The organism is Flavobacteriales bacterium (genome assembly GCA_029248105.1).
Classification (GTDB): Bacteria; Bacteroidota; Bacteroidia; order Flavobacteriales; family UBA7312; genus UBA8444.
Genome location: JAQWJZ010000003.1, coordinates 82,137 through 108,904 on the forward strand (window position 1 = coordinate 82,137; position 26,768 = coordinate 108,904).

15 protein-coding genes and 1 pseudogene are annotated in these 26,768 nt (G+C 35.5%); 7 read left to right on the top strand and 9 right to left on the bottom strand.

The window, feature by feature from the left end:
* The first annotated feature begins 95 nt into the window (after positions 1 to 95).
* The 3 genes from rpoB to P8I29_00515 are packed head-to-tail and all read left to right on the top strand — an operon-like array spanning position 96 to position 8,568.
* Entirely contained in the window at positions 96 to 3,911 is a 3,816-nt protein-coding gene (gene rpoB, locus P8I29_00505; protein ID MDG1916278.1) for a DNA-directed RNA polymerase subunit beta, read from the top strand.
* A gap of 34 nt (positions 3,912 to 3,945) precedes the next feature.
* Positions 3,946 to 8,247, top strand: coding sequence for a DNA-directed RNA polymerase subunit beta' (gene rpoC, locus P8I29_00510; protein ID MDG1916279.1), 4,302 nt, complete (start codon positions 3,946 to 3,948; stop codon positions 8,245 to 8,247).
* 12 nt (positions 8,248 to 8,259) lie between these two features.
* Positions 8,260 to 8,568: a DUF3467 domain-containing protein gene (locus P8I29_00515; GenBank protein MDG1916280.1), complete on the top strand. Its 309-nt coding sequence runs from the start codon at positions 8,260 to 8,262 to the stop codon at positions 8,566 to 8,568.
* 56 nt (positions 8,569 to 8,624) lie between these two features.
* Here P8I29_00515 and P8I29_00520 read toward each other — a convergent pair whose 3' ends face one another.
* The 3 genes and pseudogenes from P8I29_00520 to P8I29_00530 all read right to left on the bottom strand — a co-directional run bounded on the left by P8I29_00520 (position 8,625) and on the right by P8I29_00530 (position 12,005).
* Positions 8,625 to 9,704, bottom strand: coding sequence for an acyl-CoA desaturase (locus P8I29_00520; protein MDG1916281.1), 1,080 nt, complete (start codon positions 9,702 to 9,704; stop codon positions 8,625 to 8,627).
* Between the two features lie 81 nt (positions 9,705 to 9,785).
* Positions 9,786 to 10,757 (bottom strand): annotated as a pseudogene (locus P8I29_00525) (cysteine synthase family protein).
* Between the two features lie 30 nt (positions 10,758 to 10,787).
* Entirely contained in the window at positions 10,788 to 12,005 is a 1,218-nt protein-coding gene (locus P8I29_00530) for an ABC transporter permease (protein ID MDG1916282.1), read from the bottom strand.
* Between the two features lie 2 nt (positions 12,006 to 12,007).
* Between P8I29_00530 and P8I29_00535 the strand changes: the two genes are divergently transcribed.
* Positions 12,008 to 13,159: a DUF1343 domain-containing protein gene (locus P8I29_00535; GenBank protein MDG1916283.1), complete on the top strand. Its 1,152-nt coding sequence runs from the start codon at positions 12,008 to 12,010 to the stop codon at positions 13,157 to 13,159.
* Between the two features lie 90 nt (positions 13,160 to 13,249).
* Positions 13,250 to 13,906, top strand: a complete 657-nt coding sequence (locus P8I29_00540) for a phosphoadenylyl-sulfate reductase (protein ID MDG1916284.1) — start codon at positions 13,250 to 13,252, stop codon at positions 13,904 to 13,906.
* 3 nt (positions 13,907 to 13,909) lie between these two features.
* Here P8I29_00540 and P8I29_00545 read toward each other — a convergent pair whose 3' ends face one another.
* From P8I29_00545 to P8I29_00555, 3 genes are all read right to left on the bottom strand, one after another.
* Positions 13,910 to 14,392: a YkgJ family cysteine cluster protein gene (locus P8I29_00545; GenBank protein MDG1916285.1), complete on the bottom strand. Its 483-nt coding sequence runs from the start codon at positions 14,390 to 14,392 to the stop codon at positions 13,910 to 13,912.
* Positions 14,392 to 15,591, bottom strand: a complete 1,200-nt coding sequence (locus P8I29_00550; protein MDG1916286.1) for a pyridoxal phosphate-dependent aminotransferase — start codon at positions 15,589 to 15,591, stop codon at positions 14,392 to 14,394. The genes P8I29_00545 and P8I29_00550 overlap by 1 nt, the downstream gene beginning before the upstream one ends.
* A 66-nt stretch (positions 15,592 to 15,657) precedes the next feature.
* Complete coding sequence (locus P8I29_00555; GenBank protein ID MDG1916287.1) at positions 15,658 to 16,116, bottom strand: DUF1573 domain-containing protein; 459 nt, start codon at positions 16,114 to 16,116, stop codon at positions 15,658 to 15,660.
* Between the two features lie 133 nt (positions 16,117 to 16,249).
* On the opposite strand from P8I29_00555, the gene P8I29_00560 reads away from it, so the two are divergent.
* Positions 16,250 to 18,859: a valine--tRNA ligase gene (locus tag P8I29_00560; protein MDG1916288.1), complete on the top strand. Its 2,610-nt coding sequence runs from the start codon at positions 16,250 to 16,252 to the stop codon at positions 18,857 to 18,859.
* Between the two features lie 4 nt (positions 18,860 to 18,863).
* On the opposite strand, the gene P8I29_00565 is transcribed toward P8I29_00560, so the two are convergent.
* Both P8I29_00565 and hemG read right to left on the bottom strand, forming a co-directional pair.
* Positions 18,864 to 21,671, bottom strand: a complete 2,808-nt coding sequence (locus tag P8I29_00565) for a T9SS type A sorting domain-containing protein (protein ID MDG1916289.1) — start codon at positions 21,669 to 21,671, stop codon at positions 18,864 to 18,866.
* A gap of 15 nt (positions 21,672 to 21,686) precedes the next feature.
* Positions 21,687 to 23,015 carry a protoporphyrinogen oxidase gene (gene hemG, locus P8I29_00570; protein MDG1916290.1) on the bottom strand — a complete coding sequence of 443 codons (1,329 nt, stop codon included), beginning with the start codon at positions 23,013 to 23,015 and terminating at the stop codon, positions 21,687 to 21,689.
* 55 nt (positions 23,016 to 23,070) lie between these two features.
* On the opposite strand from hemG, the gene P8I29_00575 reads away from it, so the two are divergent.
* On the top strand, positions 23,071 to 26,439 hold the full coding sequence (locus P8I29_00575) for a methylmalonyl-CoA mutase family protein (protein MDG1916291.1): 3,369 nt from the start codon (positions 23,071 to 23,073) through the stop codon (positions 26,437 to 26,439).
* 35 nt (positions 26,440 to 26,474) lie between these two features.
* Here the strand turns inward: P8I29_00575 and P8I29_00580 are convergent, their stop codons facing one another.
* On the bottom strand, positions 26,475 to 26,732 hold the full coding sequence (locus P8I29_00580) for a hypothetical protein (protein ID MDG1916292.1): 258 nt from the start codon (positions 26,730 to 26,732) through the stop codon (positions 26,475 to 26,477).
* Positions 26,733 to 26,768 lie beyond the last annotated feature (36 nt).

Below are 26,768 nucleotides of genomic sequence, written 5' to 3' on the forward strand. Positions count from 1 at the left end.
CATCCTTAATGGTTTAGGCTTTAAACACCCGTTTAAAGCTTAAACCCTTTTGTGTTTACAAACGATTTATTTTTTTAACAAAAACATATACCAAGTTGGCTTCAAATAAAACTACCAATAGAATCAATTTTGCATCTATCAAAAATCAGCTTAATTATCCTGATTTTTTAGATATTCAAATAGGTGCTTTCAAAGACTTTTTCCAAATCGGTGTTTCTGCTGATACAAGAAAAGAAGAAGGTTTATGGCAAGTGTTCAATGATCATTTTCCAATCTCTGATTCGAGAAATAACTTCGTATTAGAGTTCATTGATTACAACATTGATCCACCGAGATACTCAATTAAAGAGTGTATCGAAAGAGGTTTAACCTACAAAGTTCCTCTAAAAGCAAAACTTAAATTATACTGTACAGATCCTGATCATGAGGACTTTGAAACTATCGAACAAGAAGTGTTCTTAGGTTCAGTCCCTTATGTTACTCCTAAAGGATCTTTTGTAATAAACGGTGCTGAACGAGTGGTAGTTTCTCAGTTACACCGTTCTCCAGGCGTTTTCTTTGGACATAGTTTCCACGCCAACGGAGCAAAATTATACTCAGCAAGAGTTATACCTTTCAAAGGTTCATGGATAGAATTTGCAACTGACATACATAATGTGATGTATGCCTACATCGATAGAAAGAAAAAGTTACCAGTAACAACTTTACTTCGATCTATTGGTTTTGAAAATGATAAAGATATTCTTGAAATATTCAATCTTGCTGATGAAGTAAGAGTAAGTAAGGCTGCTCTAAAAAGAGTAGTTGGCAGAAAACTAGCTGCTAGAATACTTAAAACTTGGATTGAAGATTTTGTTGATGAAGATACAGGTGAAGTTGTTTCCATTGAAAGAAATGAAGTAATCATTGATAGAGAAACAGTTATTGAAAAAGAACACATTGATGATATCATTGATTCTGGATCAAAAACAGTACTTCTTCACAAAGAAGATGTTTCCACTTCAGAGTACGCTATCATTTACAATACATTACAAAAAGATCCTACTAACTCAGAAAAAGAAGCGGTAATTTATATCTATAGACAGCTTCGTAATGCTGAGCCACCTGATGAGGAAACGGCAAGAGGAATAATTGATAAATTATTCTTCTCAGAGCAGCGTTATAGTCTAGGCGAAGTAGGACGTTTTAGAATAAATAAGAAATTAGGTTTAGACGTTGATTCTGACGTTCAAATCCTAACCAAAGAGGATATTATTTCAATCATCAAAAATTTGGTAGAATTAGCTAATTCAAAAACCAATGTTGATGATATTGATCACCTTAGTAACAGAAGGGTGAGAACTGTTGGTGAGCAACTTTCAAATCAATTTAGTTTAGGTCTTTCTAGAATGGCAAGAACCATTAGAGAAAGAATGAACGTTAGAGATAACGAGGTCTTTACACCTGTTGATTTGATAAATGCGAAGACTTTATCTTCAGTAATCAATTCATTCTTTGGTACGAATCAGCTATCTCAATTTATGGATCAAACAAATCCATTAGCTGAAGTAACGCATAAAAGAAGAATGTCTGCATTAGGACCTGGTGGTCTTTCAAGAGAAAGAGCAGGTTTTGAGGTGCGTGATGTTCACTACACTCACTACGGTAGATTATGTCCTATTGAAACTCCTGAGGGACCAAATATTGGTCTTATATCTTCACTGTGTGTTTACGCAAAAGTGAATAACCTAGGTTTTATAGAGACTCCATACCGCAAGGTAGAAGATGGTGTTGTTAAAGTTGACGAGCAACCTATTTACCTTACTGCTGAGGAAGAAAATAACATGACTATTGCTCAAGCAAACGCACCAATTACTGATAAAGGTAATTTTGAGGTTGAGCGTGTGAAAGCAAGATTTGAAGGTGATTATCCAGTGACAGAGCCACAAAACATTACCCTAATGGATGTTGCTCCAAACCAGATTGCTTCTATCGCAGCATCATTGATTCCATTCTTGGAGCATGATGATGCAAACCGTGCATTAATGGGCTCTAACATGATGCGTCAGGCTGTTCCTTTATTACAAGCTGACGCTCCAATCGTTGGTACAGGACTTGAGCCTCAAGTAGCTAGTGACTCAAGAGTTCTAGTAAATGCTGAAGGTAATGGTGTTGTTGAATATGTTGATGCTAACTCAATTCATATTCGCTACGAAGTAACAGATGAACAGAGATTACTATCTTTTGACGATGATGTCAAGGTATATAATCTAACGAAGTTTAAGAAAACGAACCAAAACACATGTATCAATCTTAAGCCAATTGTTGTTAAAGGTGATAAAGTTGTTGAAGGTCAAGTACTTTGTGAAGGATACGCTACTCAAAATGGTGAATTAGCTATTGGTAGAAACCTAAAAGTGGCATTTATGCCTTGGAAAGGTTATAACTTTGAGGATGCTATTGTTCTTTCTGAGCGTGTTGTTAGAGAAGATTTATTTACATCTATCCACATTGAAGAAATGTTGGTTAATGTAAGAGACACTAAAAGAGGCCCTGAAGAATTAACCGCTGATATACCTAACGTCTCTGAAGAAGCGACTAAGGATTTGGATGAAAATGGAATGATTCGTGTAGGAGCTGATATAAAAGCGGGTGATATCATTATTGGTAAAATTACTCCAAAAGGTGAATCTGACCCTACTCCTGAAGAAAAGCTTCTTAAAGCTATCTTTGGTGATAAAGCGGGTGACGTGAAAGATGCATCACTTAAAGCAAGACCTTCATTCAAAGGTGTTGTAATTGACAAAAAGCTGTTCTCTAAATCTATTAAGGATAAAAGAACACGCGCTATGGATAAAGAGACAGTTGCAGTTCTTGAAAAAGAATTCAACCAAAAGGCAACTGAATTAAAATCTATTTTAGTTAATAAGCTATTCACAATACTAAGTGGTAAAACATCACAAGGTATCTTGAGTAATTTAGGTGATGATCTTATTCCAAAAGGAGTGAAATATACTCTCAAGGCTCTTCAATCTATAGATTACGATACAGTTAATACTCGTACAACCAAATGGGTAGTTGATAAAGTCTTGAATGTGAAAATTCAATCTTTAATGAATAACTTCCTATTGAAGAATAGTGAATTATTGAGTGACTTCAGAAGAAAGAAATTTGCAATTACTGTAGGTGACGAACTTCCTGCTGGAGTACTTAAGTTAGCAAAGGTATATGTTGCTAAAAAGCGTAAAGTTCAAGTAGGAGATAAGTTAGCTGGTCGTCATGGTAACAAAGGTATTGTAGCTAAAATTGTTCGTGATGAGGATATGCCATTCTTAGAGGATGGTTCAACAGTTGACATTGTACTTAATCCACTTGGTGTACCATCTCGTATGAACCTTGGACAGATATATGAAACTGTATTAGGTTGGGCTGGGCAAAAGCTTGATAGAAAATACTTTACACCTGTTTTTGATGGTGCTTCCATTGAAGATATCAATAACGAAACTGATATGGCAGGGCTACCAAGATATGGGCAAACCTATCTTTATGATGGTGGTACTGGAGAGCGTTTTGATCAGCCTGCAACAGTTGGTATTATATACATGCTGAAGCTTGGTCACATGGTCGATGATAAAATGCATGCTCGTTCTATAGGTCCTTATTCACTTATTACTCAGCAACCACTTGGTGGTAAAGCTCAGTTTGGTGGACAAAGACTTGGAGAAATGGAGGTTTGGGCACTAGAAGGTTATGGTGCTGCAAATATCCTTCAAGAAATGTTAACAGTTAAATCAGATGATGTTGTTGGACGTGCTAAAGCATATGAAGCTATTGTAAAAGGTAGCCCAATGCCAACACCAGGGATTCCTGAATCATTTAATGTACTGATGCACGAGTTATTAGGTCTTGGACTTAAAGTGACTTTAGACTAATATTTATAATCTTAATACTCTATAATAAATAGATATGGCAATAAGAAAAGGTAAAAACGAAGTAAACACTAGTTTCAATAATATTACAATAAGTCTAGCTTCACCAGAAGATATTCTTTCTAAATCTAGTGGAGAGGTTACAAAACCAGAAACTATCAATTACAGAACCTATAAGCCTGAAAGAGATGGTTTGTTTTGTGAGCGTATTTTTGGACCTACCAAAGATTTTGAATGTCACTGTGGTAAATACAAGCGTATTCGATACAGAGGTATCGTATGTGATCGTTGTGGTGTTGAAGTTACTGAAAAGAAAGTACGTAGAGAACGTACAGGTCACATTCAATTAGTTGTTCCTGTAGCACATATTTGGTATTCAAAATCTAACCCTAATAAAATTGGGTATTTATTAGGTTTACCAAGCAAGAAGTTGGATATGATTATATACTACGAAAGGTATGTAGTTATTCAAGCGGGTTCAGCAACAAATGAAGAAGGTGAGCCTTTACAATTCCTTGACTTCTTAACAGAAGATGAGTACTTAGATGCTTTAGAAAAAATACCAGTAGAAAATCGTTATTTAGATGACGAAGATCCAAAGAAGTTTATCGCTAAAATGGGTGCTGAGGCTTTAATAGAGCTTTTAAGAAGACTTGATTTAGATCAACTTTCATTTGACTTACGTCATAAAGCAAATACAGAAACCTCTCAGCAAAGAAAAGCGGAAGCTCTAAAAAGATTACAAGTTATTGAATCATTTAGAGACGCCAACTCAAGAATAGAAAACAAACCAGAATGGATGATTGTTAAGGTTATACCTGTTATTCCACCTGAGTTAAGACCATTAGTTCCTTTAGATGGTGGCCGTTTTGCTACTTCAGATTTAAATGATTTATATAGAAGAGTTATTATCAGAAATAACCGTCTTAAAAGATTAATTGAAATTAAAGCTCCTGAGGTAATTCTTAGAAATGAGAAAAGAATGCTTCAAGAATCTGTTGATTCGTTGTTTGATAATTCAAGAAAATCAAGCGCTGTAAAAACAGAATCAAATAGAGCGTTAAAATCATTATCAGATAGCTTAAAAGGTAAGCAAGGACGTTTTCGTCAAAACCTACTTGGTAAACGTGTAGATTATTCTGCTCGTTCAGTTATTGTTGTAGGTCCTGAATTGAAAATGCACGAATGTGGTTTGCCAAAAAATATGGCAGCTGAATTATTTAAGCCATTTATCATTCGTAAAATGATTGATAGAGGTATTGTAAAAACAGTAAAGTCTGCTAAAAAAATTATTGACAAAAGAGAGCCTGTTGTTTGGGATATTTTAGAGAATGTGATGAAAGGACATCCCGTTCTACTAAATCGTGCCCCAACACTTCACCGTTTAGGGATTCAAGCTTTCCAGCCAGTAATGATAGAAGGAAAAGCAATTAGACTTCACCCGCTTGTTTGTACAGCATTTAACGCCGATTTTGACGGTGACCAGATGGCTGTTCACTTACCATTGGGCGAAGCTGCAGTATTAGAAGCACAGCTTTTAATGTTGGCTTCTCACAACATTCTTAACCCTGCTAATGGTGCGCCAGTTACTGTTCCTTCACAGGATATGGTACTAGGTCTGTATTATATGACTAAGCCATTAAAAGGAGCTAAAGGTGAAGGCCTAGCTTTCTATTCTGATGAAGAAGTAAAGATAGCCTTTAATGAAGGCAGAGTTGACTTACACGCATACATCAAGGTAAGAGCTAAAGTGAAGAATGATGAAGGCGAATTAGTAAGTAAGTTAATTGAAACCTCTGTTGGTAGAGTATTATTTAATGAATTCGTTCCTGAGGAAGTAGGATTTATTGATACCTTACTTACGAAAAAGGCCTTAAGAGATATTATTGGTGACGTTCTAAATGTCTCTGGTATTGCTAAAACGGCTGAATTCTTAGATAATATTAAAGGTATAGGTTATAATTTCGCATTTAAAGGTGGATTATCATTTAACCTAGGTGACGTTATTATTCCTGAAGAGAAAGATACTATGGTATCCGATGCATACAATCAGGTTGATGAGGTAACGGCTAACTACAATATGGGATTCATTACCAATAACGAAAGATATAATCAAGTTATTGATATCTGGTCTAACACCAACGCTCACCTTACTGAAAAAGTAATGAAACAATTGAGTTCTGATAAAGAAGGATTCAATTCAGTTTACATGATGCTTGATTCAGGTGCAAGGGGTTCAAAAGAACAAATTAAGCAGTTAGGTGGTATGAGAGGTTTGATGGCAAAACCACAAAAATCTGGTGATAAAAGTGGTGCCGCGATTATTGAAAACCCCATTATTGCAAACTTTAAAGAAGGTTTATCTATACTTGAGTATTTTATTTCTACGCACGGTGCTCGTAAAGGTCTTGCCGATACAGCACTTAAAACTGCCGATGCAGGTTATTTAACAAGAAGACTTGTTGATTCATCACAAGATGTTGTTGTTAAGATAGAAGACTGCGGTACTTTGAGAGGTTTAGAAATTTCTGCATACAAGAAAAACGATGAAATCGTTGAACCATTGAAAGATAGAATATCTGGTCGTGTTTCTCTTCATGATTTATATGATACAGATGGCAATGTTATAGTTGCTAATGGCGAGATGATTACTGATAATATGGCTAAAGCTATCGAAGAGGCTCAAATAGAGTCTGTGGAAGTACGTTCAGTACTTACTTGCGAGGCTAAGAAAGGAGTATGTGCTAAATGTTATGGTAGAAACCTTTCAACAGCTAGTATGGCTGTGCCTGGTGATACTGTTGGTGTAGTTGCTGCTCAGTCTATTGGTGAGCCGGGTACACAGTTAACATTAAGAACATTCCACTTTGGTGGTACAGCATCTAAAATAGCTTCAGAATCTAGTGTAGTTGCTAAATTTGACGGTAAAGTTGAAATTGATGATTTAAAACTTATAGATTCTGTAAATGAAGATGGTGAAAAAATCAAAATGGTAATTAGCCGTACTTCAGAAATTAGAATTATAGATGAAAAATTAGGTATAGTTCTTTCTACTAATAACATTCCTTATGGTTCTACATTATATGTTGAAGCAGGAAAGAAAGTAAAGAAAGGAACTAAGATTTGTGATTGGGATCCATATAATGCGGTAATTATTTCCGAGTTTGATGGAAAGATTGCCTTCCAAGATATACAGGAAGGTTTATCATACCGAGTAGAATCTGATGAGCAAACTGGTTTCGAAGAAAAAGTAATGATTGAGCGTAAAGATAAAACGCTTAATCCTACTATTAACGTTGTTAACAAGAAAGGTGAGCAAACAAGATCTTACAGTATCCCTGTTAAAGCTCACTTGTCTGTTGATGATGGTCAAACAATAAAGTCGGGTAAGATTATTGCAAAGATTCCTAGGCTAGCATCTTCTTTAGGTGATATTACTGGTGGTCTTCCAAGAGTTACAGAATTGTTTGAAGCTCGTAACCCATCTAACCCTGCTGTTGTAACTGAAATTGACGGTATCGTTAATTTTGGTCCAAAAATTAAGAGAGGTAACAAAGAAGTAATTATTACATCTAAAACAGGTGAGGTTTCTAAATACCTTATCCCATTATCGAAACATATATTGGTTCAAGAAAATGACTTTGTTAAGTCAGGTATGCCATTATGTGATGGTGCAATAACACCTTCTGATATTTTGAGAATTAAAGGGCCTACTGCTGTCCAAGAGTATATCGTAAATGAAATTCAAGAAGTATATAGACTTCAAGGAATGAAGATTAACGATAAGCACTTTGAGGTTATCGTTAGGCAAATGATGCGTAAGATGAATGTCGTTGACGCAGGTGATACAAAATTCTTAGATGGTCAAGTTATTACTAAGTTAGAATTTATGGAAGAGAATGATAGAATCTTTGGCATGAAAGTGGTAGAAGAAACAGGAGATTCTCAAGTTCTTAAAGCTGGGCAAATTATTTCTGCTCGTAAGCTTAGAGAAGAAAATTCTAGATTGAGAAGAAAAGATTTGAAAACGGTTGAAGCACGAGAAGCAATACCTGCTACTAGTGAACAACGTATTCAAGGTATTACTCGTGCTGCTCTTCAAACGAACAGTTGGGTATCTGCTGCATCTTTCCAAGAAACGACGAAAGTTCTAAATGCTGCTGCCATCAATGGTAAACGTGATGGTTTAGAAGGATTGAAAGAAAATGTAATTGTTGGTCATAAAATACCAGCAGGTACAGGTCTTCGTACTTGGGATGATATTGTTGTAGGTTCACAAGATGAGTTCGATCAATTAATGGCGGCTAAAGAAGAAGAAATAACTTCTGAAGAAGCATAAGAATCTTAGACTATGGCTGAAGAAAAAAAAGGACTTAATATTGAACTTACAGAAGAAATTGCTGAAGGTATATATAGCAACCTTGCTATAATTAACCATTCTCCATCTGAATTTGTAATTGACTTTATTAAAGTAATGCCAGGCGTGCCAAAGGCTAAAGTTAAGTCTAGAATAGTCTTAACCCCTCAGCATGCTAAACGTCTTTTAAAAGCTTTAAATGATAATGTTTCTAAGTTTGAGGCTCAGCATGGGCCAATTAAAAATGTTGATTCTCCGAATAACATTCCGCTGAGTTTCAGTGGGCCAACAGCCGAAGCATAACAACAAAAAAAACCACTCAATGAGTGGTTTTTTTTTATTCTACTTGTTTTAGCTTTTTAAGCTTTACCTAAATTTTTAAGCATTTTTGTATGTTCTATTAAAGCTCTAAGGTAACTCTTCTGGGTGTAATAAGGTAAGTTGTACTCTTTAGCTTTTTCTTTCACTATATGCGAAATATTCTTGTAGTGAACGTGACATATATTTGGAAATAAATGATGTTCAACCTGGAAATTTAAACCACCAACAAACCATGAGAAAAATCTACTTTTTGGTGCGTAGTTTGAAGTTGTTTGTAATTGGTGTATAGCCCAATTATTTTCAATGGTTCCCTCTTTATTAGGATTTGGATGGCCACATTCTGGCATAATATGAGCAGTTTGAAAAATAGTAGATAAGATAAAACCTGCTACAAAGTGAAGGCTAAAAAAGCAAACAAACCAAAACCCAAATGATATACCTCCTATAACAAAGTATGGAATAACGAACATATAGGCATAATAGATAATTTTCCATCCTACCATTTCAAGCATTAATGGTCCGTATTCTTTATCTGTAATAAACCCATCTTTTTTAAAATCATTAAGCTGTTTAAATTCTTTGTTTGTTGACCATGAAAAAGTCATTAATCCGTAAAAGAACCAAGCGTATAGATGTTGTAATTTGTGTACTTTTTTTAGTGGAGCTTCAGGAGAAAATCGAAGTAAGCCCATTGGACTTACATCGGGGTCCATCTCATGAACATTAGTAAATGTGTGATGTAATCTGTTATGTTGAATTCGCCAATTTTTGGCACTTCCCCCCAAAATGTTTAGGGTTATACCAAACAGTTTGTTTACAAATTGATTTTTTGAGTAGGCACCATGATTTGCATCGTGCATAATAGAAAGGCCAATACCAGCCATGCCAACTCCCATGCAAACCCATAACAACCAATAAACCCACTGGTTTGTTACTAGACCTGAAACAGCTAAAGCGTAAGGAACAAAATAAAGGCAAAGCATAAAAATGCTTTTTAATACCATATTGGCATTCCCGTATCTTGTTTTATTATTTTTCTTGAAATATTCGTCGACAGATTTTCTTAGGTCAACTATAAATTCTTTGGAGTGATTTTTATCAAATTTTGCAGTCTTCATCTTTTATTAAAAATAAGTTTTGTAAATATACACATTATAAAAATGCTATAAATATGATTTATAATAGTTTATTAACTACTATAAAAACTTTTGCTCTTTCATCCAGTCGTCATTAAAAATTTTGCCAACGTATCTACTTCCGTGGTCATGTAAAAGAACGACAACAACATCATTATTATTGAGTTTGCCCTTGAGTTGATTGAGACCTGCAATAGCACTACCGCATGAATAACCAGCAAAAATACCTTCTTCTTTGGCTAATCGGCGGGCATATATAGCACCATCTTTATCAGTTACTTTTTCGAAATGGTCAATAAGGTCAAAATCAACATTTTCTGGTAATATGTCTTCACCAATACCTTCTGTAATGTATGAATAGATCTCATTCTCATCGAATTCGCCTGTTTCGTGATATTTCTTATAAACAGATCCATAAGAGTCAACCCCCCAAATTTTCACATAAGGATTTTTCTCCTTGAGAAACTTTGCAATTCCCGAAATAGTTCCACCTGTTCCAACACCAACAATGAAGTGTGTTATTTTACCATCGGTTTGATCCCAAATTTCAGGTCCAGTAGATTCATAATGCGCTAGTCTGTTGGATAAGTTGTCGTATTGATTAGGGTAGAAAGAGTTAGGAATCTCTTCATTAAGTCGTTTAGCAACCGAATAATAAGACTCTGGATGTTCTGGTGCTACATTAGTAGGACAAACATATACTTCTGCACCCATAGCTTTTAAGATATCCATTTTCTCTTTGGATTGTTTGTCAGAAATAGTACAAATAAGTTTATAGCCTTTTTGAATACATGCTAAAGCTAAGCCCATACCAGTATTTCCTGATGTACCTTCAATTATTGTTCCGCCCTCTTTTATAAGTCCCGCTTTTTCAGCATCTTCTACCATTTTGAGTGCCATTCTATCTTTGGTAGAATGGCCAGGGTTAAAACTTTCTACTTTTGCCAAAACTAAAGCTTCAGTGTCTACTACTTTATTTAATTTGACCATTGGAGTATTACCAATAGTTTCTATAATGTGATTGTAAAATTTCATAGTGCAAATTTACTGTTAAAGTTTTGTTTATTATTCAAAACGAATGGCTTTGATGGGATTTATTTTACTTATTAAATAGGAAGGAATTATCAGTATCAACCAACAGATTGTAAAGGTGCCTAAATTCAATGCTAATATATGCAGTATATTAATGTCTATCGGAACGAAGGACATGTAATAGGTGCTTTTGTCCAATTCAATAATTTGGAAATGTTTTTGTATCAAACACAAGCCAATACCCACAACATTACCCCAAAAAATGCCTTTAAGAATGAGGTATAAGGAGTGATAAATAAATACTTTTCTAATATGCCAGTTTTGACTTCCTAAGGCTTTTAGCGTTCCTATGAGTTGAGTTTGTTCTAGAATAAGAATGAACAAGGCGGTAATCATATTTATAGCCCCAACTATAAGCATAAGAATGAGAATAACTCTAACGTTCATATTTTGTAGTTCAAGCCAATCGAAGAGTTGAGGATTATTGTCAATGACTGTTTTGGCATTCAAGTCAAATCCTATATTTGAATAGATGAGCTGACTTATTTCATCTAAATTATCAAAAGAGTTAAGTTGTATTTCTAAACCTCCAGCCTCTTTAGACGACCACTTGTTTAGTTTCTGAATATGTCCTATATCACCAATAACTAGTCTATCGTCAAATTCGGCCACACCACTATCATATATTCCAGCTATTTTAAACTGACGGACTCTTACAGGTTGTTGAATAAAATACATTTGAAAATCGTCACCTACATTGAGGTTTAATTGTCTAGCTATGGCTAGAGATAGCACAACCTCTTTTGACTTTGTAGCTTCACCAAATGAAGGAATTTGCCCTTCTATCAAAATAGATTGTAAAAAGGAATCTTCAAAATCGTTGCCTAATCCTTTTAATACTACACCTTGAATTTCTTCTTCCGTTTTGATAATACCAGCTTTTGTTGCGTAGGTTTGAATATGTTTTATTCCTTCAACACTAGAAAGCGATGTTTTTAAAGAGTCTGTGTTTTTTAAAAGTGTAGATTCGTAGGAGTTTCCATTACTAAAATTACTCACTTGAATATGAGAGCTGAAACCAATAACTTTGCTGGTAATTTCGTTTTGAAAACCTGTGATTATGGCAATCGATAATAACATAACCGTTAAACTCAGAGCAATAGCAGTGATGGCTATACGAATTACAGGTTTAGAAAAACGGTATTCGTTTTTACCAATAAGTCGTTGGGCTATGAAAAAAGATACATTCATAAATTATGCGCTATAAAATTAAACATTTATTCCTTTGCCTATTGGTCTTTTTGCAGTGCTCTTGTGCGCAAGAAACTTTAAGGCTAGGTGCTGATCAGATAGATAAGTATTTTCCTTTGTTGGATAATAAGTCAATAGGTGTGGTGGGCAATCAAAGTTCTCTAATTGGAAGCACTCACTTAGTAGATAGTTTGTTAAGTACCAAGCAACAGGTCGTTAAAGTGTTTAGCCCTGAGCATGGCTTTAGAGGGACTGCCGATGCAGGGGCTCATATAGAAAGTGGGGTAGACGAAAAAACAGGATTACCTATTGTATCGCTTTATGGAAATAATAAAAAACCAACGGCTAATCAACTGCAAGGGATAGATATTTTACTGTTCGATATACAAGATGTGGGAGCACGATTTTACACCTACATTTCTACTTTGCACTATGTCATGGAAGCGGCGGCTGAAAATAGTATTCCTTTAGTTGTTTTGGATAGGCCCAACCCCAACGGCCACTATGTTGATGGTCCTATTTTAGATTCTGCTTATCGTTCGTTTGTTGGTATGCACCCCATACCTATCGTTCATGGAATTACAATTGGGGAATACGCCCAAATGATTAATGGACAACAATGGTTGAAAAATGGAGTGCAATGTCAATTAACAGTTATTACTATGCAAGGCTATTCTAGAACAATGCCTTATGACCTACCTATTAAGCCATCTCCCAATTTACCCAATGCCCAAGCGGTTAATTTATACCCTTCCTTGTGTTTGTTTGAAGGAACAAATGTAAGTGTCGGTAGAGGGACAGACCTGCCTTTTCAACATTATGGTGCACCTTATTTGAAAAATGATTATTTCTTTATTCCAAAAAGTGGAGAAGGTGCCAAGTACCCCAAGCACGAGGGGCAAAAATGTTATGGTAAAGACCTCAGTCAATTTCCTAAGCTTAGTCAGTTGGATTTATCTTATTTGATAGATGCCTATCAACAATCTGCAGACAAAGACACCTTTTTCAATACTTTCTTTGATAAACTAGCTGGTGGAAGTGATTTAAGACTATCCATTATAGGTGGAAAATCAGAAGAAGAAATTAGAAAAAGTTGGGCTGACGGATTGAACGTGTTTAAAGAGCAGAGTGCCCCATACCTAATCTATAAATAACTTTTATAACTTTGCAGAAATAATATAAGCCGATAGCCTTGATAGTCATTTATGATTTTAAAATGAAAATTCATTTTTAATTTTTTTTTAATGTCAGACTTAAAAGCTTACAACAAACGTTACGACTCTTATTCCATTTATGAACGAATGGAGCAATTATACAAGGATTTTGATGAGGATGATATTATGCTGACTTCAGCATTTTCTTCTTATTCTGCCATTCTGCTTAAAGTAATATCGGATATTAATCATTCACAAGTCATCTATTTTATTGATACTGGGCATCATTTTAAAGAAACTTTAGATTATAAAGATTATCTCACTAATCTGTATCAGTTGAATATTGTAAGTATTTCTGCCAGTGATGAGCAGCAATTAAAATGCAATGAACAAGAGCTTTGGCTTCATAAGCCCAACGACTGTTGTTATTTTAATAGGGTAAAGCCATTAGAAGAGGTAAAACAGCGTTATAAAATTTGGGTTAGTGGTGTTATGAAATGGCAAACAGCCAATAGAAGCCGTCTATCATTATTTGAGCCTAAGTCAAATATGATCAAATTTCACCCTTTATTAGATATGGATATTACCGCTAGAGATGAATTTATTAAATCTAATGATTTGCCACCTCATCCTCTACGGAACAAGGGATATGACTCTATAGGTTGTAGTCATTGCACAAAGATTGGAAAAGGTCGCTCGGGAAGATGGGAAGCATCGGACAAAACCGAATGTGGATTGCATTTATAAGCTCTAAATAACACTTTTCAACTTCTCCACAATATGGTAAACCGCTGGGCAAACCGCCACATTTTTTTGAGTTAAGTTGAGTATTTGGTGTTGTTTTATTCGGTCGGTGTGTGGGAACTCTCGACAGGCTTTTGGACGAACATCGTAAATGCTACACCTATTATCATCACCTAAAAAGGTACAAGGTACAGACTGCAAAACATAATCATTATCCTCATCTATTCTTAAGTAACGTTCGACAAATTCGGAAGGTTTTACTCTGAGGTGTTTGGCTATTCGGCTAATATCCTTGTCCGTAAAAAGAGGGCCTGTTGTAGAGCAACAGTTAGCACACTCTAGGCAATCGGTACAAGCAAATACTTCTTCATGCAATTGATGCATTTTACGGTCCAATACCTTGGGTTTTTCTCGCTTGAGTTGCTGAAAGAACTTTTTGTTTTCTTTCCTTTTTTGTTGAACTAAGGCTCGGTGTTTTTCTAGATCCATTAGAGTGTTCTTCCCGGATAAACCTCAAGAGCTTTTTCCAAACATACTATGGCTTGAGCCAAAGCCTCTTGGTTAAGTACATAGGCTATCCTGACTTGATTAGTGCCTGTGTTAGGTGTAGAATAAAAACCAGCTGCAGGTGCTACCATAAGCGTTTTACCTTCGTAATCAAATTCTTCGAGTAGCCATTGAGCAAATTTATCGGCATTATCGACGGGCAATTCTGCGATGCAATAAAATGCACCTTTTGGCTTAGGACATTTTACACCTTCTATTTTATTCAACTCCTCAATAAGTAAATCTCTACGTTGTACGTATTCTGAACTCACTTCATCAAAATAAGATGTTGGTGTTTCTAATGCTGCTTCACCAGCTACTTGACCAAAAGTAGGAGGTGATAATCTTGCTTGTGCGAATTTTAAGGCAGTAGCCATAACCTCTTTGTTTTTGGAAATCATACAACCTACACGAATACCGCACATACTATATCGTTTAGAAGTAGAATCTATTACCACAGCGTGTTGTTCCAAACCTTCAATATTCATTACCGAATGGTGTGTGTTGCCATCGTAGCAAAATTCTCTGTAAACCTCGTCAGCAAATAAGAACAAGTCGTGTTTTAAAACGATATCTCTTAAGGTTTCTAGTTCTTCTTTAGAATACAGATAGCCGGTCGGATTTCCTGGGTTACAGATAAGAATAGCCTTGGTGTTTGGCGTAATTAATTTTTCAAATTCTTCTATAGCAGGAAGGGCAAAGCCATCATTAATACTTGTCGTTATGGGCTTAACTTTTACCCCTGCAGAAATAGAGAAACCGTTATAATTGGCATAAAACGGTTCTGGAATTATGATTTCATCGCCATTGTCTAAACAGGAATTTAGTACAAATAGCAAGGCTTCAGAGCCACCAGTCGTTACCATAACGTCATTGTAGTCGATGTCAATTCCTAATTTTCGGTAATAAGTTGCTAAGCCTTTTCTATAACTTTCAAAACCTGCCGAATGGCTATATTCCACCACTTTATCGTCAAAATTATGAATAGCATCTAACGCTTCTTTTGGCGATTGTATATCTGGTTGACCAATGTTGAGGTGAAAAACGGTTTTACCTTTTTTCTTAGCTCCTTCAGCAAAAGGGACTAGCTTTCGTATTGGTGACTCTGGCATTTGTGTGCCTTTGTTAGAAATTTGTGGCATAGCTATCGAATAAAAAAACACCCCCAATTAAGGAGGCGTTAGTATTAACTAAGTAATCTTTTTCAATTATTTAACTTCTAAAACTGAAGCTTTAGGTTTGGTTGGTGCTGCAGGAGCTTCAACTGGTTTTTTAACTTCACCTTTGATGGTCAAGATTTTTGTCTTTTCAGGTGCGTTTGTTGTCAAGGTAATAGTCTTAGTAAATTTACCAATTCTATTAGTAGCATATTTTACACCGATAGATGCTGATTCACCTGGTGCAATTGGTGCTTTTGGCCATGTTGGCACTGTACAACCACAACTTCCTTTAGCGTTTGCAATGATTAGAGGAGCATTACCCGTATTAGTAAGAACAAATTCTCTTTTACCATCAGCATTGTGTTCAATAAGACCATAGTCTACTACCGAAGTTTTAAATTCCATTTTTGGACCATTTGCAACTTCCTTTACGGTCGAAGTGTTAGTTTGTGCTTGCGCTACTATTACACCACTGATTAATGCTATTGCTAAAACTATTTTTTTCATCTTTAAAACGTATTTTGATTTGTTATATAAATAAGAACAACAAATGTAACAAATTATTGTATTCTAAATATCTTATTTTACTAAGCAATTTTTGGTCTAAAGTGTTATTTTTGGCAATCTGATAAATTTTCAAATGAATATACCTAAAACATACGATTCGAATAGTGCTGAAGCAAAATGGTATGCCCATTGGTTAGCTCAAGGTTATTTTAATTCTACACCTGACCAGAGAGAAGCTTATACTATTGTTATACCACCGCCAAATGTAACAGGTGTTTTACACATGGGGCATATGTTGAATAATACGCTACAAGATGTGTTAATTCGAAAAGCTCGTATGCAAGGTTTCAACGCATGTTGGGTGCCTGGTACGGACCATGCTTCTATTGCTACCGAAGCTAAAGTAGTGCAGAAGTTGGCTAATGAGGGTATTGATAAATCGGATTTAAGTAGAGAAGAATTTATGAAACATGCTTGGCAATGGAAAGACAAGCATGGTGGTATCATTTTAGAACAGCTAAAAAAGCTAGGTGCTTCTTGCGATTGGGATAGAACAAAATTTACAATGGATGATAATATGAGTGAATCTGTCATCAAAGTGTTTGTAGATCTACATAAAAAAGGACTTATATACAGAGGTGTACGTATGGTCAATTGGGATCCTAGTGCACAAACTGCTCTTTCTGATGAAGAGGTTATTCACAAAGAGGTTCAATCTAATTTATACCACATACGCTATAAAATTGAAGGTACAGAAGAATATTTAACCGTTGCTACTACACGTCCAGAAACCATACTTGGTGATAGTGCCATTTGTGTAAATCCTAATGACGACCGATATACCCATCTTAAAGGTAAAAAAGCTATTGTGCCATTAATCAATCGTTCAGTACCCATTATTTTTGATGAATACGTTGATATGGAATTTGGTACAGGGGCTTTGAAAGTCACTCCAGCCCACGACATCAACGATTACCAACTTGGTGATAAACATGGCCTAGAAGTTATAGATATACTTAACGATGACGGTACTCTCAATGATGCCGCTCAACTCTATATTGGTAAAGACCGATTTGTAGTAAGAAAAGAAATTGCTAAGGAATTAAAAGAGACTAATCACCTTGTAGAGGTGGAAAGCCTAGTCAATAAAGTAGGTTTTTCTGAACGTACCGATGCTGTTATTGAGCCAAAGTTATCTATGCAATGGTTTTTCAAGATGGAACATTTTTCCAAGCCAGCTTTGGAAAATGTGATGAACGATACTATTCAATTTCATCCAGAGAAGTTTAAAAACACCTATCGTCATTGGATGGAGAATATTAAAGATTGGTGTGTCTCTAGACAATTATGGTGGGGACAACAGATTCCGGCCTATTTCTATGAAGGAAACAATTATGTAGTGGCAGAGTCTGCAGAAGAAGCATTAATTGAAGCACAAAAGATTAATTCTAGTATAACAATGTCTGATTTAAGGCAAGATGAGGATGTGTTAGATACTTGGTTCTCTTCTTGGCTATGGCCTATCTCTGTGTTCGATGGAATAAGAAACCCTGATAATGAAGAGATCAACTATTATTACCCTACTAATGATTTGGTAACTGCTCCTGAGATTTTATTCTTTTGGGTAGCTCGAATGATTATGGCTGGTTATGAATATAATGATAGTTTGCCTTTTAAGAACGTATATCTTACAGGAATTGTTCGTGATAAGCAAGGAAGAAAGATGTCAAAATCATTGGGCAATTCGCCAGATCCTATTGAGCTAATTGAAAAGTATGGAGCAGATGGTGTAAGAGTAGGGATGTTATTATCTTCTCCAGCAGGAAATGATTTGCCTTTTGATGAATCTTTATGCGAACAAGGTCGTAATTTTTCCAATAAAATATGGAACGCTACTCGTTTGATTAAGGGATGGGAAGTTGCCGAGCTTGAGCAGCCAGAGTCATCCAAAATAGCAGTTGAATGGTTTGAGAATAAATTTCAGCATATACTAGAATTAATTAATGATGCCTACTCTAAATATAGAATCTCTGAGGCTCTAATGCTCACTTACAGACTTGTTTGGGACGATTTTTGCTCTTGGTATTTGGAATCAGTTAAGCCTGACTATCAAAAACCTATTGATAGGAAAACCTTAGATAGCACCATTTTCTACATGGAAAGTCTTTTGAAGTTATTACATCCATTTATGCCTTTCATTTCAGAAGAAATATGGCATTTATTGGCAACAAGAGAAAAAGATATTATAGTTTCGGATTGGCCAAAAAGCACTTCAATTGATGCTCATGTATTACACAATTTCGATTATGCCACCGAAATTGTTTCAGCGATTCGAACTATCAGAAAAGATAAGCAAATACCAAACAAAGATACTTTGAAGCTATTTATTAAAACGAACGAGGATACCTCTAAGTCTGTAGATGCATTAGTATCAAGACTTGCCAATCTTTCAGAATTATCCTATACCGATGATGCTATCGATGGTGCTTTTTCTTTCAGAGTTAAGTCCAATGAATTTTTTGTGCCATTATCTGACAATATAGATGTAGGGGCAGAATTAGAGAAGTTACGTTCTGAATTGGATTACACACAAGGTTTTTTAAAGTCTGTAATGGGTAAGTTGTCCAACGAACGCTTTGTAAATAATGCTCCAGAGCAAGTAGTAGCTATAGAAAGAAAAAAGCAATCGGATGCCGAAGCAAAGATTGCTGTTTTACAAGAGCAGATAAAAGCGATTTCTTAATATTTTATTCTACTATTAGTTTTTGAGTGACTTTTTCATTGTCATTTATAAGTGTAATAAAGTAAATTCCAGGGGCAAAATTATTTGTTTCAATATTTAATTGATTGATTTCTTCTATTGATATGCGGTGAAGTTCTTTTCCTTGAACATCGCTAATTAATAAAGTTTTAAAATTTTGATCTTCTCTCCATTCAACAATACAGAAATCCGCAGCAGGGTTAGGGTATATAGAATTTTTAGTGATAGGAACTATACAACTATCCAAACATTCTGATAAAAGCTCAAACGTTCCTGTTCCATCAATCTTTTCTTCACAAGCCCCAGAAATACACTCGTAAGACCAAATCGAATATATATCGTATATACTGCTGATTTTTGTGCTAAATACACCTGTTCCGTGTGTGCCAACAATTAGCTTTCCGTCACTCTGTCTGTATCGAATATTTTCAACTACGACATTGCCAATTATATCTGTTCCAATTTGAGTCCATATTGTGTTGAAACCCTCAAGCTTATTGGTGCCGTAAAGACCTGTACTACCCCCTACAAGATATAAGGTGTCACTTCCCAAAACAACAATCTCGGCAGTTCGCATAGATGGCCCATTACCTCCACCAGCATTATTGTCTTCTAAATTTCCAGCGACTCTTTTCCAGCTTTGACCTCCATTATCTGTGAATAAAATGCTATAGGTGGAGTAATTAGAGGCTAAGACCATTACTCTGTCAGCATTTGTTGGATCGATTTCTATTGCTGATATATATTTATTGCTTCCAATACCTAAGTTGGATAATTGTATCAATCCAGGATCTCCTTCATTAGCGTTATCAATTCTGTATATCAAACTGTTTTGCGTTCCTATGTAAACGGTGTTAGCAGGTGTAGTGGATACATCCATACAGCTTATTGCCCCTGCACTAAGTTGAGAAAAGGCTTCCCAACCGATATTAGTTCTTGTTTGTGAGTTATTGTAAGGGTAGTTTCCAGCATCATTATTTCTCCAAAGCGTAGTATTATTATTGAAGTAAATAATGTCGTCATTGTTAGGGTCCATTACTATATAATTAATAAAATCATAAGCAGAGGTGTCAGCACTTAGCGGATCCATCCTGTTGTAGGCTAGAACTTGCCCTTGTTCATTTAATTTCATTTTAAATAGCACACCTCTTTGAATTTGTAAATAGAAGTCTTCTTCGTTGTCAGCAACTACACTATAACAGCCATCGCCATTAAATGGCATTACCCAACTATCCGTTTCATCATCACTGATTGTTACAAAATTCCCATTGTCTTGAAAGCCACCAATTAGCAAATCGCTTGTTCCTTTTCCAAAATTAACGGCATAAAGTTGTGTGGTTTGATAACCATTATTTAAACTTGTCCAAAGATGAGGACTTGCCATGCAGTTGGTAGACTTATATACTCCTCCATCATTAGCACTCAAAATAATGTTATTATCGGAGGGTAAAAACAATAAATCGTGTTGGTCAGGGTGGTGCTTACTGTAGATGTCCCAATTACCATAACCGTGCTCTGACCCCTCATAATAACCACCAATCTGCACAGTATTATTATCTGAGGTAAAGCCATCTGTTGATCTCCACAAATTTGTGCCACCTATGAAAACTACATTTGGTTCATCTGGCTTCACTTTTATTAGCAAATCATAGCCCCCTTGAGCATTGAAATTATCAAATGTGGTTGGACGATTAGCAGGGATATTAGCAGAAAGATTCTCCCAATTACCACAAGTGTCTGTACCATCGTCACACAAGTAAGTATATTTCCATAAAGAAGTCCATGTTTCTCCTCCAAAAAATGTATTGGTAAATTGTCCTGAGTTTTCTGTTTCAGAAGTTAGGAAATACACTTCATTTTCATTGGATGGGTTAACGGCTATTGCACTTCTCCCATACACATCACCAAATCCATCAGGGATAATATTTGCCCATTCCATTCCATCATCAGAACGCCAAATGCCTTTTCCATCACCATCTGAGCTTAGCGTGGCATAGACTGTACCTTCAGAGGTGAGCTCAACATTGGTGTAGTAAGCAACATCACCACCCAATTCTTCAACCCAATTTTCACCACCATCAACAGAGCGAAGAATACTACCATAAGTTGCTAAATACATTTCATCTTCATCTAGATTGGTAGGGTCAAGGGCTAAGTTCCAAGAAAAGTCAAAAACATTGAAACCACCAGCAGGATTGTTGTCGGCAGTTGACGCTATGGAATCCCATGTCAGACCATTATCAACAGACTTATACAATCCGTTGCCATCAAAATAGGCGCCATCAGCAGAGGCAGAACTTCCCGATAACTCTCCAGTTCCATAGTACCAAATATTTTCTTTTCCAGGTCTAGTATCTTGAGCTACACAGGTTACGTTATGAAGCTGATAGTGTTTAGTCATCTTACTCCAACTTTGGCCTAAATTGGTAGAGCGCCATATACCACCTGTTGCACCACCAGCAATAAGAATATTTTCATCTGTTACATCATAAGCCAATGCTCTCGTTCTTCCCCCAACATTGTAAGGGCCTTCGGCAGTCCAAACCAAATTAGAATTGTTGAGGTCATTGGGGAGGTCTTGAGCGAATTTCAACTCTTTAGTTCTAATATTTTTTGGAACTGTTCCATCTGAAGATACTAAACGTTTAGTGTTCCATATTTTTCTATCCTTTGATGATTCAGAAGGAACTTTATAAATAGAATTAAAATCTATCGGTTTATTTTTTTCAGGGATTAATAAAAAAGCAGCGATTAATAATGCTGAAAATCCAAAAAGTAGTTTGATTGCTTTCATAATTGAAATGAAAATTTAGTAATTTATCTTTACAAAGTTATTAGCTTTTAAGATACTATCACTGACAGATATGCCATTATAATAGTTTCCTAATATATGAAAATTAGGGTTGTTTTTTTCAAAATTTTCAATGGTATCGACTAGTGACTGATGATTCATATCGTATTGAGGTATCCCTTTTTTATACTTGTAATGATTTGAAAAAATAGGAGTTTGCTCACATTCCATAAGATCCATTAATTCTTTGACAACAATATTTTCTAAGTCTATCGGCTCAAGTTTACATAATTCTTTCTGTCTACTACCACCAACAATTACTGTAAATAGTTCTTTGTCCTTTGGAGAAACGTGAGAAAAAATCCGACTATTAAAAAGTACCCCTAAAAAATGTTTATTATCTGAAGGTTTAGTTAAAACGCCAAAACCTTGAGATTGATTTTTAATATCATTCTTATTAAATCCGAAATGAAAAACATCAACGGGAACGTATTCTACAGCGTTTAATTCACTCTTTAAATTTTCATCAGAAATATAGTTGCTCAGAGCATGAGCCGGTAGAGTAGATATAATTTTTTGACAACTAAAGGTTTCGTCAGTTGATTTTATAATATAACCGTCACCTGATTTTTCAATACTCTTAATAGTACAGTCGTACTGTATTTGTGAACTTAACTTATTCGCCATTGCATCTGTCAACTGGGATAAGCCATTGGGAAAATTGAACATTTTAGCTTTTGCCTTTCGTTCTTTTTTTATCATCCCTTTTATCACACTTCCGTATTCTTGTTCAGCCTCCCAGATTAATTTAAGTGTATGTTTAGCACTCATGTTTTGTGGGTTTCCAGAGTAAATTCCTGTTACAAAAGGTTCTACAAATTGGTGTAAAATTCCTTCGCCGAATCGTTTGCTGATAAATTCGGCTACCGAAGTATTCTGATTGTGTTTAGCGACAAAGGGTTCTTTAAAAAGTCTTAACTTTTGTTTCCAATTTAGGAGAGGGCTTTTGAGAAATTCTAAAGGATTTCTAGGTAATAATTGTAGTCGACTGTTCAATAAAACATATCTGTTATTTTCTGCCGATTCTTTAGGTTTACTCATTACATCCCATAAATCGTATGCTTTAATGAGAGAAGTTATAGAATCGTTATTTAGTAAAACGGTGTTGGGGCCATTTTCGAAAGTAAATCCATTTTTTTGGATCGATTGTATATTTCCACCTACACGATTCTTCTTTTCTAAAACGATAAAGTCCTTGTTTTTCAGAGATAAATAATGTGCGGTGCTAAGTCCAGTAATGCCAGCGCCAAGAATGATAGTATGTTTTTTTATTGATGCGATGCACAAATTTAGCCAAAATAAGCACTGAAAACATATATTTGCATACCCAAGTTATTTAAAAATGCAAGAACCGAAACCATATCAACCCCAAAATAAAATTCGTATAGTAACGGCTGCTAGTCTTTTTGATGGACACGATGCTGCTATAAATATTATGCGTAGAATTATTCAAGCTACTGGATGTGAAGTTATACATTTAGGACACGATCGTTCAGTTGAGGAAGTTGTTAATTGTGCCATAGAGGAAGATGCTAATGCCATTGCTATGACATCTTACCAAGGTGGTCACACAGAATATTTAAAATATATGTTTGACCTTTTACAAGAAAAAGAAGCGGAGCATATACGTATTTTTGCTGGTGGTGGAGGAACAATTTTACCTGAAGAAATAAAAGAACTTCAAGACTATGGAATATGTCGCATCTATCATCCTGATGATGGTAGAGCTATGGGGCTTCAAGGAATGATAAATGATTTGGTTCAAAAATCGGATTTTCCAACAGGTAAAAATGTAAAAGACTGTATTAATGATTTATCTAATGTTCAAAATATAGCGCGATTAATTTCTGCGGCAGAAAATTTTCCTAAAGAAGCCAAAGAAGAGCTTAATCTCATTAAGAAGTTAGCCGACAAGTCCACTACGCCTGTTTTAGGAATTACAGGTACTGGTGGAGCAGGAAAGTCGTCTTTAGTAGATGAGTTAGTTCGTCGTTTCCTATTAGATTTTACAGATAAACGCCTTGCTATCGTTTCAGTAGACCCTTCTAAAAGAAAAACGGGTGGTGCCTTGTTAGGAGATAGGATACGCATGAATGCTATTAAAAATGAACGAGTCTATATGCGTTCATTAGCCACTCGACAGGCAAATTTAGCATTGTCAGCACATGTCAATAAAGCTTTGGATATTTTAAAAGCCGCCAATTATGACTTGATTATATTAGAAACATCAGGTATCGGTCAGTCTGACACAGAAATTTTAGAACATTCTGATGCTTCTTTATATGTAATGACTCCAGAATATGGAGCAGCAACACAGTTAGAGAAAATAGATATGTTAGATTTTGCTGATATTATAGCTATCAACAAATTTGACAAACGTGGTTCGCTAGATGCTTTACGTGATGTTAAAAAACAATATCAGCGTAACCATACCTTGTTTGATATAGATGTCGATGAGATGCCTGTATATGGTACTATAGCTTCACAGTTCAATGACCCTGGTGCTAATTCTCTTTACAAAACTTTGATGAATAAGATTGTAGAGAAAACAGGAGCGAAACTAGAATCAAATTTTGAGATTAGTAAAGAAATGTCTGAAAAGATATTTGTTATTCCACCTAAAAGAAGCCGATATTTAGCTGAGATAGCAGACACTAATAGGTCTTATGACGATTGGTCTAATAATCAAAAGAAAGTAGCTACCGACTTGTATGCTCTTCATACTTCAATTCAAACAGTAGAACAATCGAACTCCAAGGATAAAGAACAGTTAATAAAGCATTTAAAAACTGTTTATAATGAAAGGATGCTGGAATTAGACCCCAAGAACATGCTACTTATTGAGGGATGGGAGGATTTAAAGACGGCTTATCAAAAGGAAAATTATACATTCAAAGTAAGAGGGAAAGAGCTATCTATAAAAACTCACTCTCAGTCTTTGTCGGGTTCTCAAATACCCAAAATATCTGTCCCAAAATATTCTTCTTGGGGAGATTTGTTGCACTGGCAGTTACAGGAAAATTTGCCGGGTAAGTTTCCTTTTACATCAGGTATTTTTCCTTTCAAAAGAGAAGGCGAGGACCCTACACGTATGTTTGCTGGTGAGGGCGGTCCTGAACGAACTAATAAGCGTTTCCACTATGTAAGTTTAGGAATGCCTGCTAAGCGTTTATCTACGGCATTCGATTCTGTAACTCTTTATGGAAATGACCCAGACTATAGGCCTGATATATATGGCAAGATAGGAAACGCCGGGGTGTCTATTTGTTGTTTGGACGATGCTAAAAAACTCTATTCAGGATTTAATCTATGCTCGTCATCAACCTCTGTGTCCATGACAATTAATGGACCTGCTCCTATGTTGTTAGCCTTCTTTATGAATGCTGCAATAGACCAACAATGTGAATTGTATATCAAAGAAAATAATCTTGAAAAAGAAGTTCAGCAAAAAATAGACACTATCTATAAAGGCAAAGAACGTCCTAGTTATCAAGGAGAATTGCCTGAAGGGAATGATGGCTTAGGACTAATGTTGTTGGGTGTTACTGGAGATCAAGTTCTTCCTAAAGATGTTTATAATAACATAAAACAAAATACACTAAAAGTTGTAAGAGGAACCGTACAAGCAGATATTTTAAAAGAAGATCAGGCCCAAAATACTTGTATCTTCTCAACTGAGTTTGCTCTCAGAATGATGGGTGATGTACAGCAGTATTTTATTGATAAAGAAATTAGAAACTTTTATTCGGTATCTATTTCTGGTTATCATATTGCTGAGGCAGGAGCGAATCCTATTTCTCAATTAGCCTTTACTTTGGCTAACGGCTTTACCTATGTTGAATATTACCTTAGTAGGGGTATGGATATCAACAAGTTTGGTCCTAATTTGTCGTTCTTTTTTTCTAATGGTATAGACCCAGAATATGCTGTAATAGGACGAGTGGCTAGGCGTATATGGGCTAAGGCGATGAAGCAACGCTATGGTGCTAATGAACGTGCACAAATGCTAAAGTACCATATCCAAACTTCTGGTCGTTCATTACATGCTCAAGAGATAGACTTTAATGATATCAGAACAACACTACAAGCTTTATATGCTATATACGATAATTGTAATTCTTTGCATACTAACGCTTACGATGAAGCTATTACGACTCCAACTGAAGATTCAGTAAGACGAGCTATGGCCATACAGCTTATCATCAATAAGGAATTAGGACTAGCTAAAAATGAAAACCCATTACAAGGGTCTTTTATTATTGAAGAATTAACAGATTTGGTAGAAGAAGCTGTATTAGTAGAATTTGAAAGAATTACAGAAAGAGGTGGAGTGCTCGGTGCCATGGAAACTATGTACCAACGTTCCAAGATTCAAGAAGAATCCATGCATTATGAGATGCTCAAACATACGGGTGAATTCCCAATAATTGGAGTAAATACATTCTTAAACTCTAAAGGGTCGCCAACGATTATTCCATCTGAGGTAATTCGAGCAACGCAAGAGGAAAAGGAATATCAGATTAAGATGCTTCAAGAACTGATAGCTAATAATTTAGATAATTCTAAAACTCAAATTGAGGAGCTACAACACTCAGCTATCCAAAATCAAAACATTTTTGAAGTGATGATGGAGGCTGCTAAAATTTGTTCTCTAGGTCAAATATCAAATTCTTTATTTGAAGTAGGTGGTCAATACAGAAGAAATATGTAATTATTCATTTTTCCTTTAGAAACTTTTTGATTTTCTTAAAGTGTAAAATCAGCAATCATATTTTCATCATCAATACCTTTAACATCACTTAGTTTAGAATTGTACTTTTTGAAAATATCAGTTGCCGCATCTTTAATGTTATCTTTTGACACCTTGTCAAATCGTATATGTAATGCAGGACTTTTTCCAGAAGAAAATGTATGCTCTGTTTGTATACCTTCAGTAAAATTTTGAGCTGATATCAAATGGCACAGGCCAATAAATGTGATGGTAAGTAAGATTTGTTTTTTCATGTTTTTAAGTTTTGGTTAGAATTTATATCATTCTAT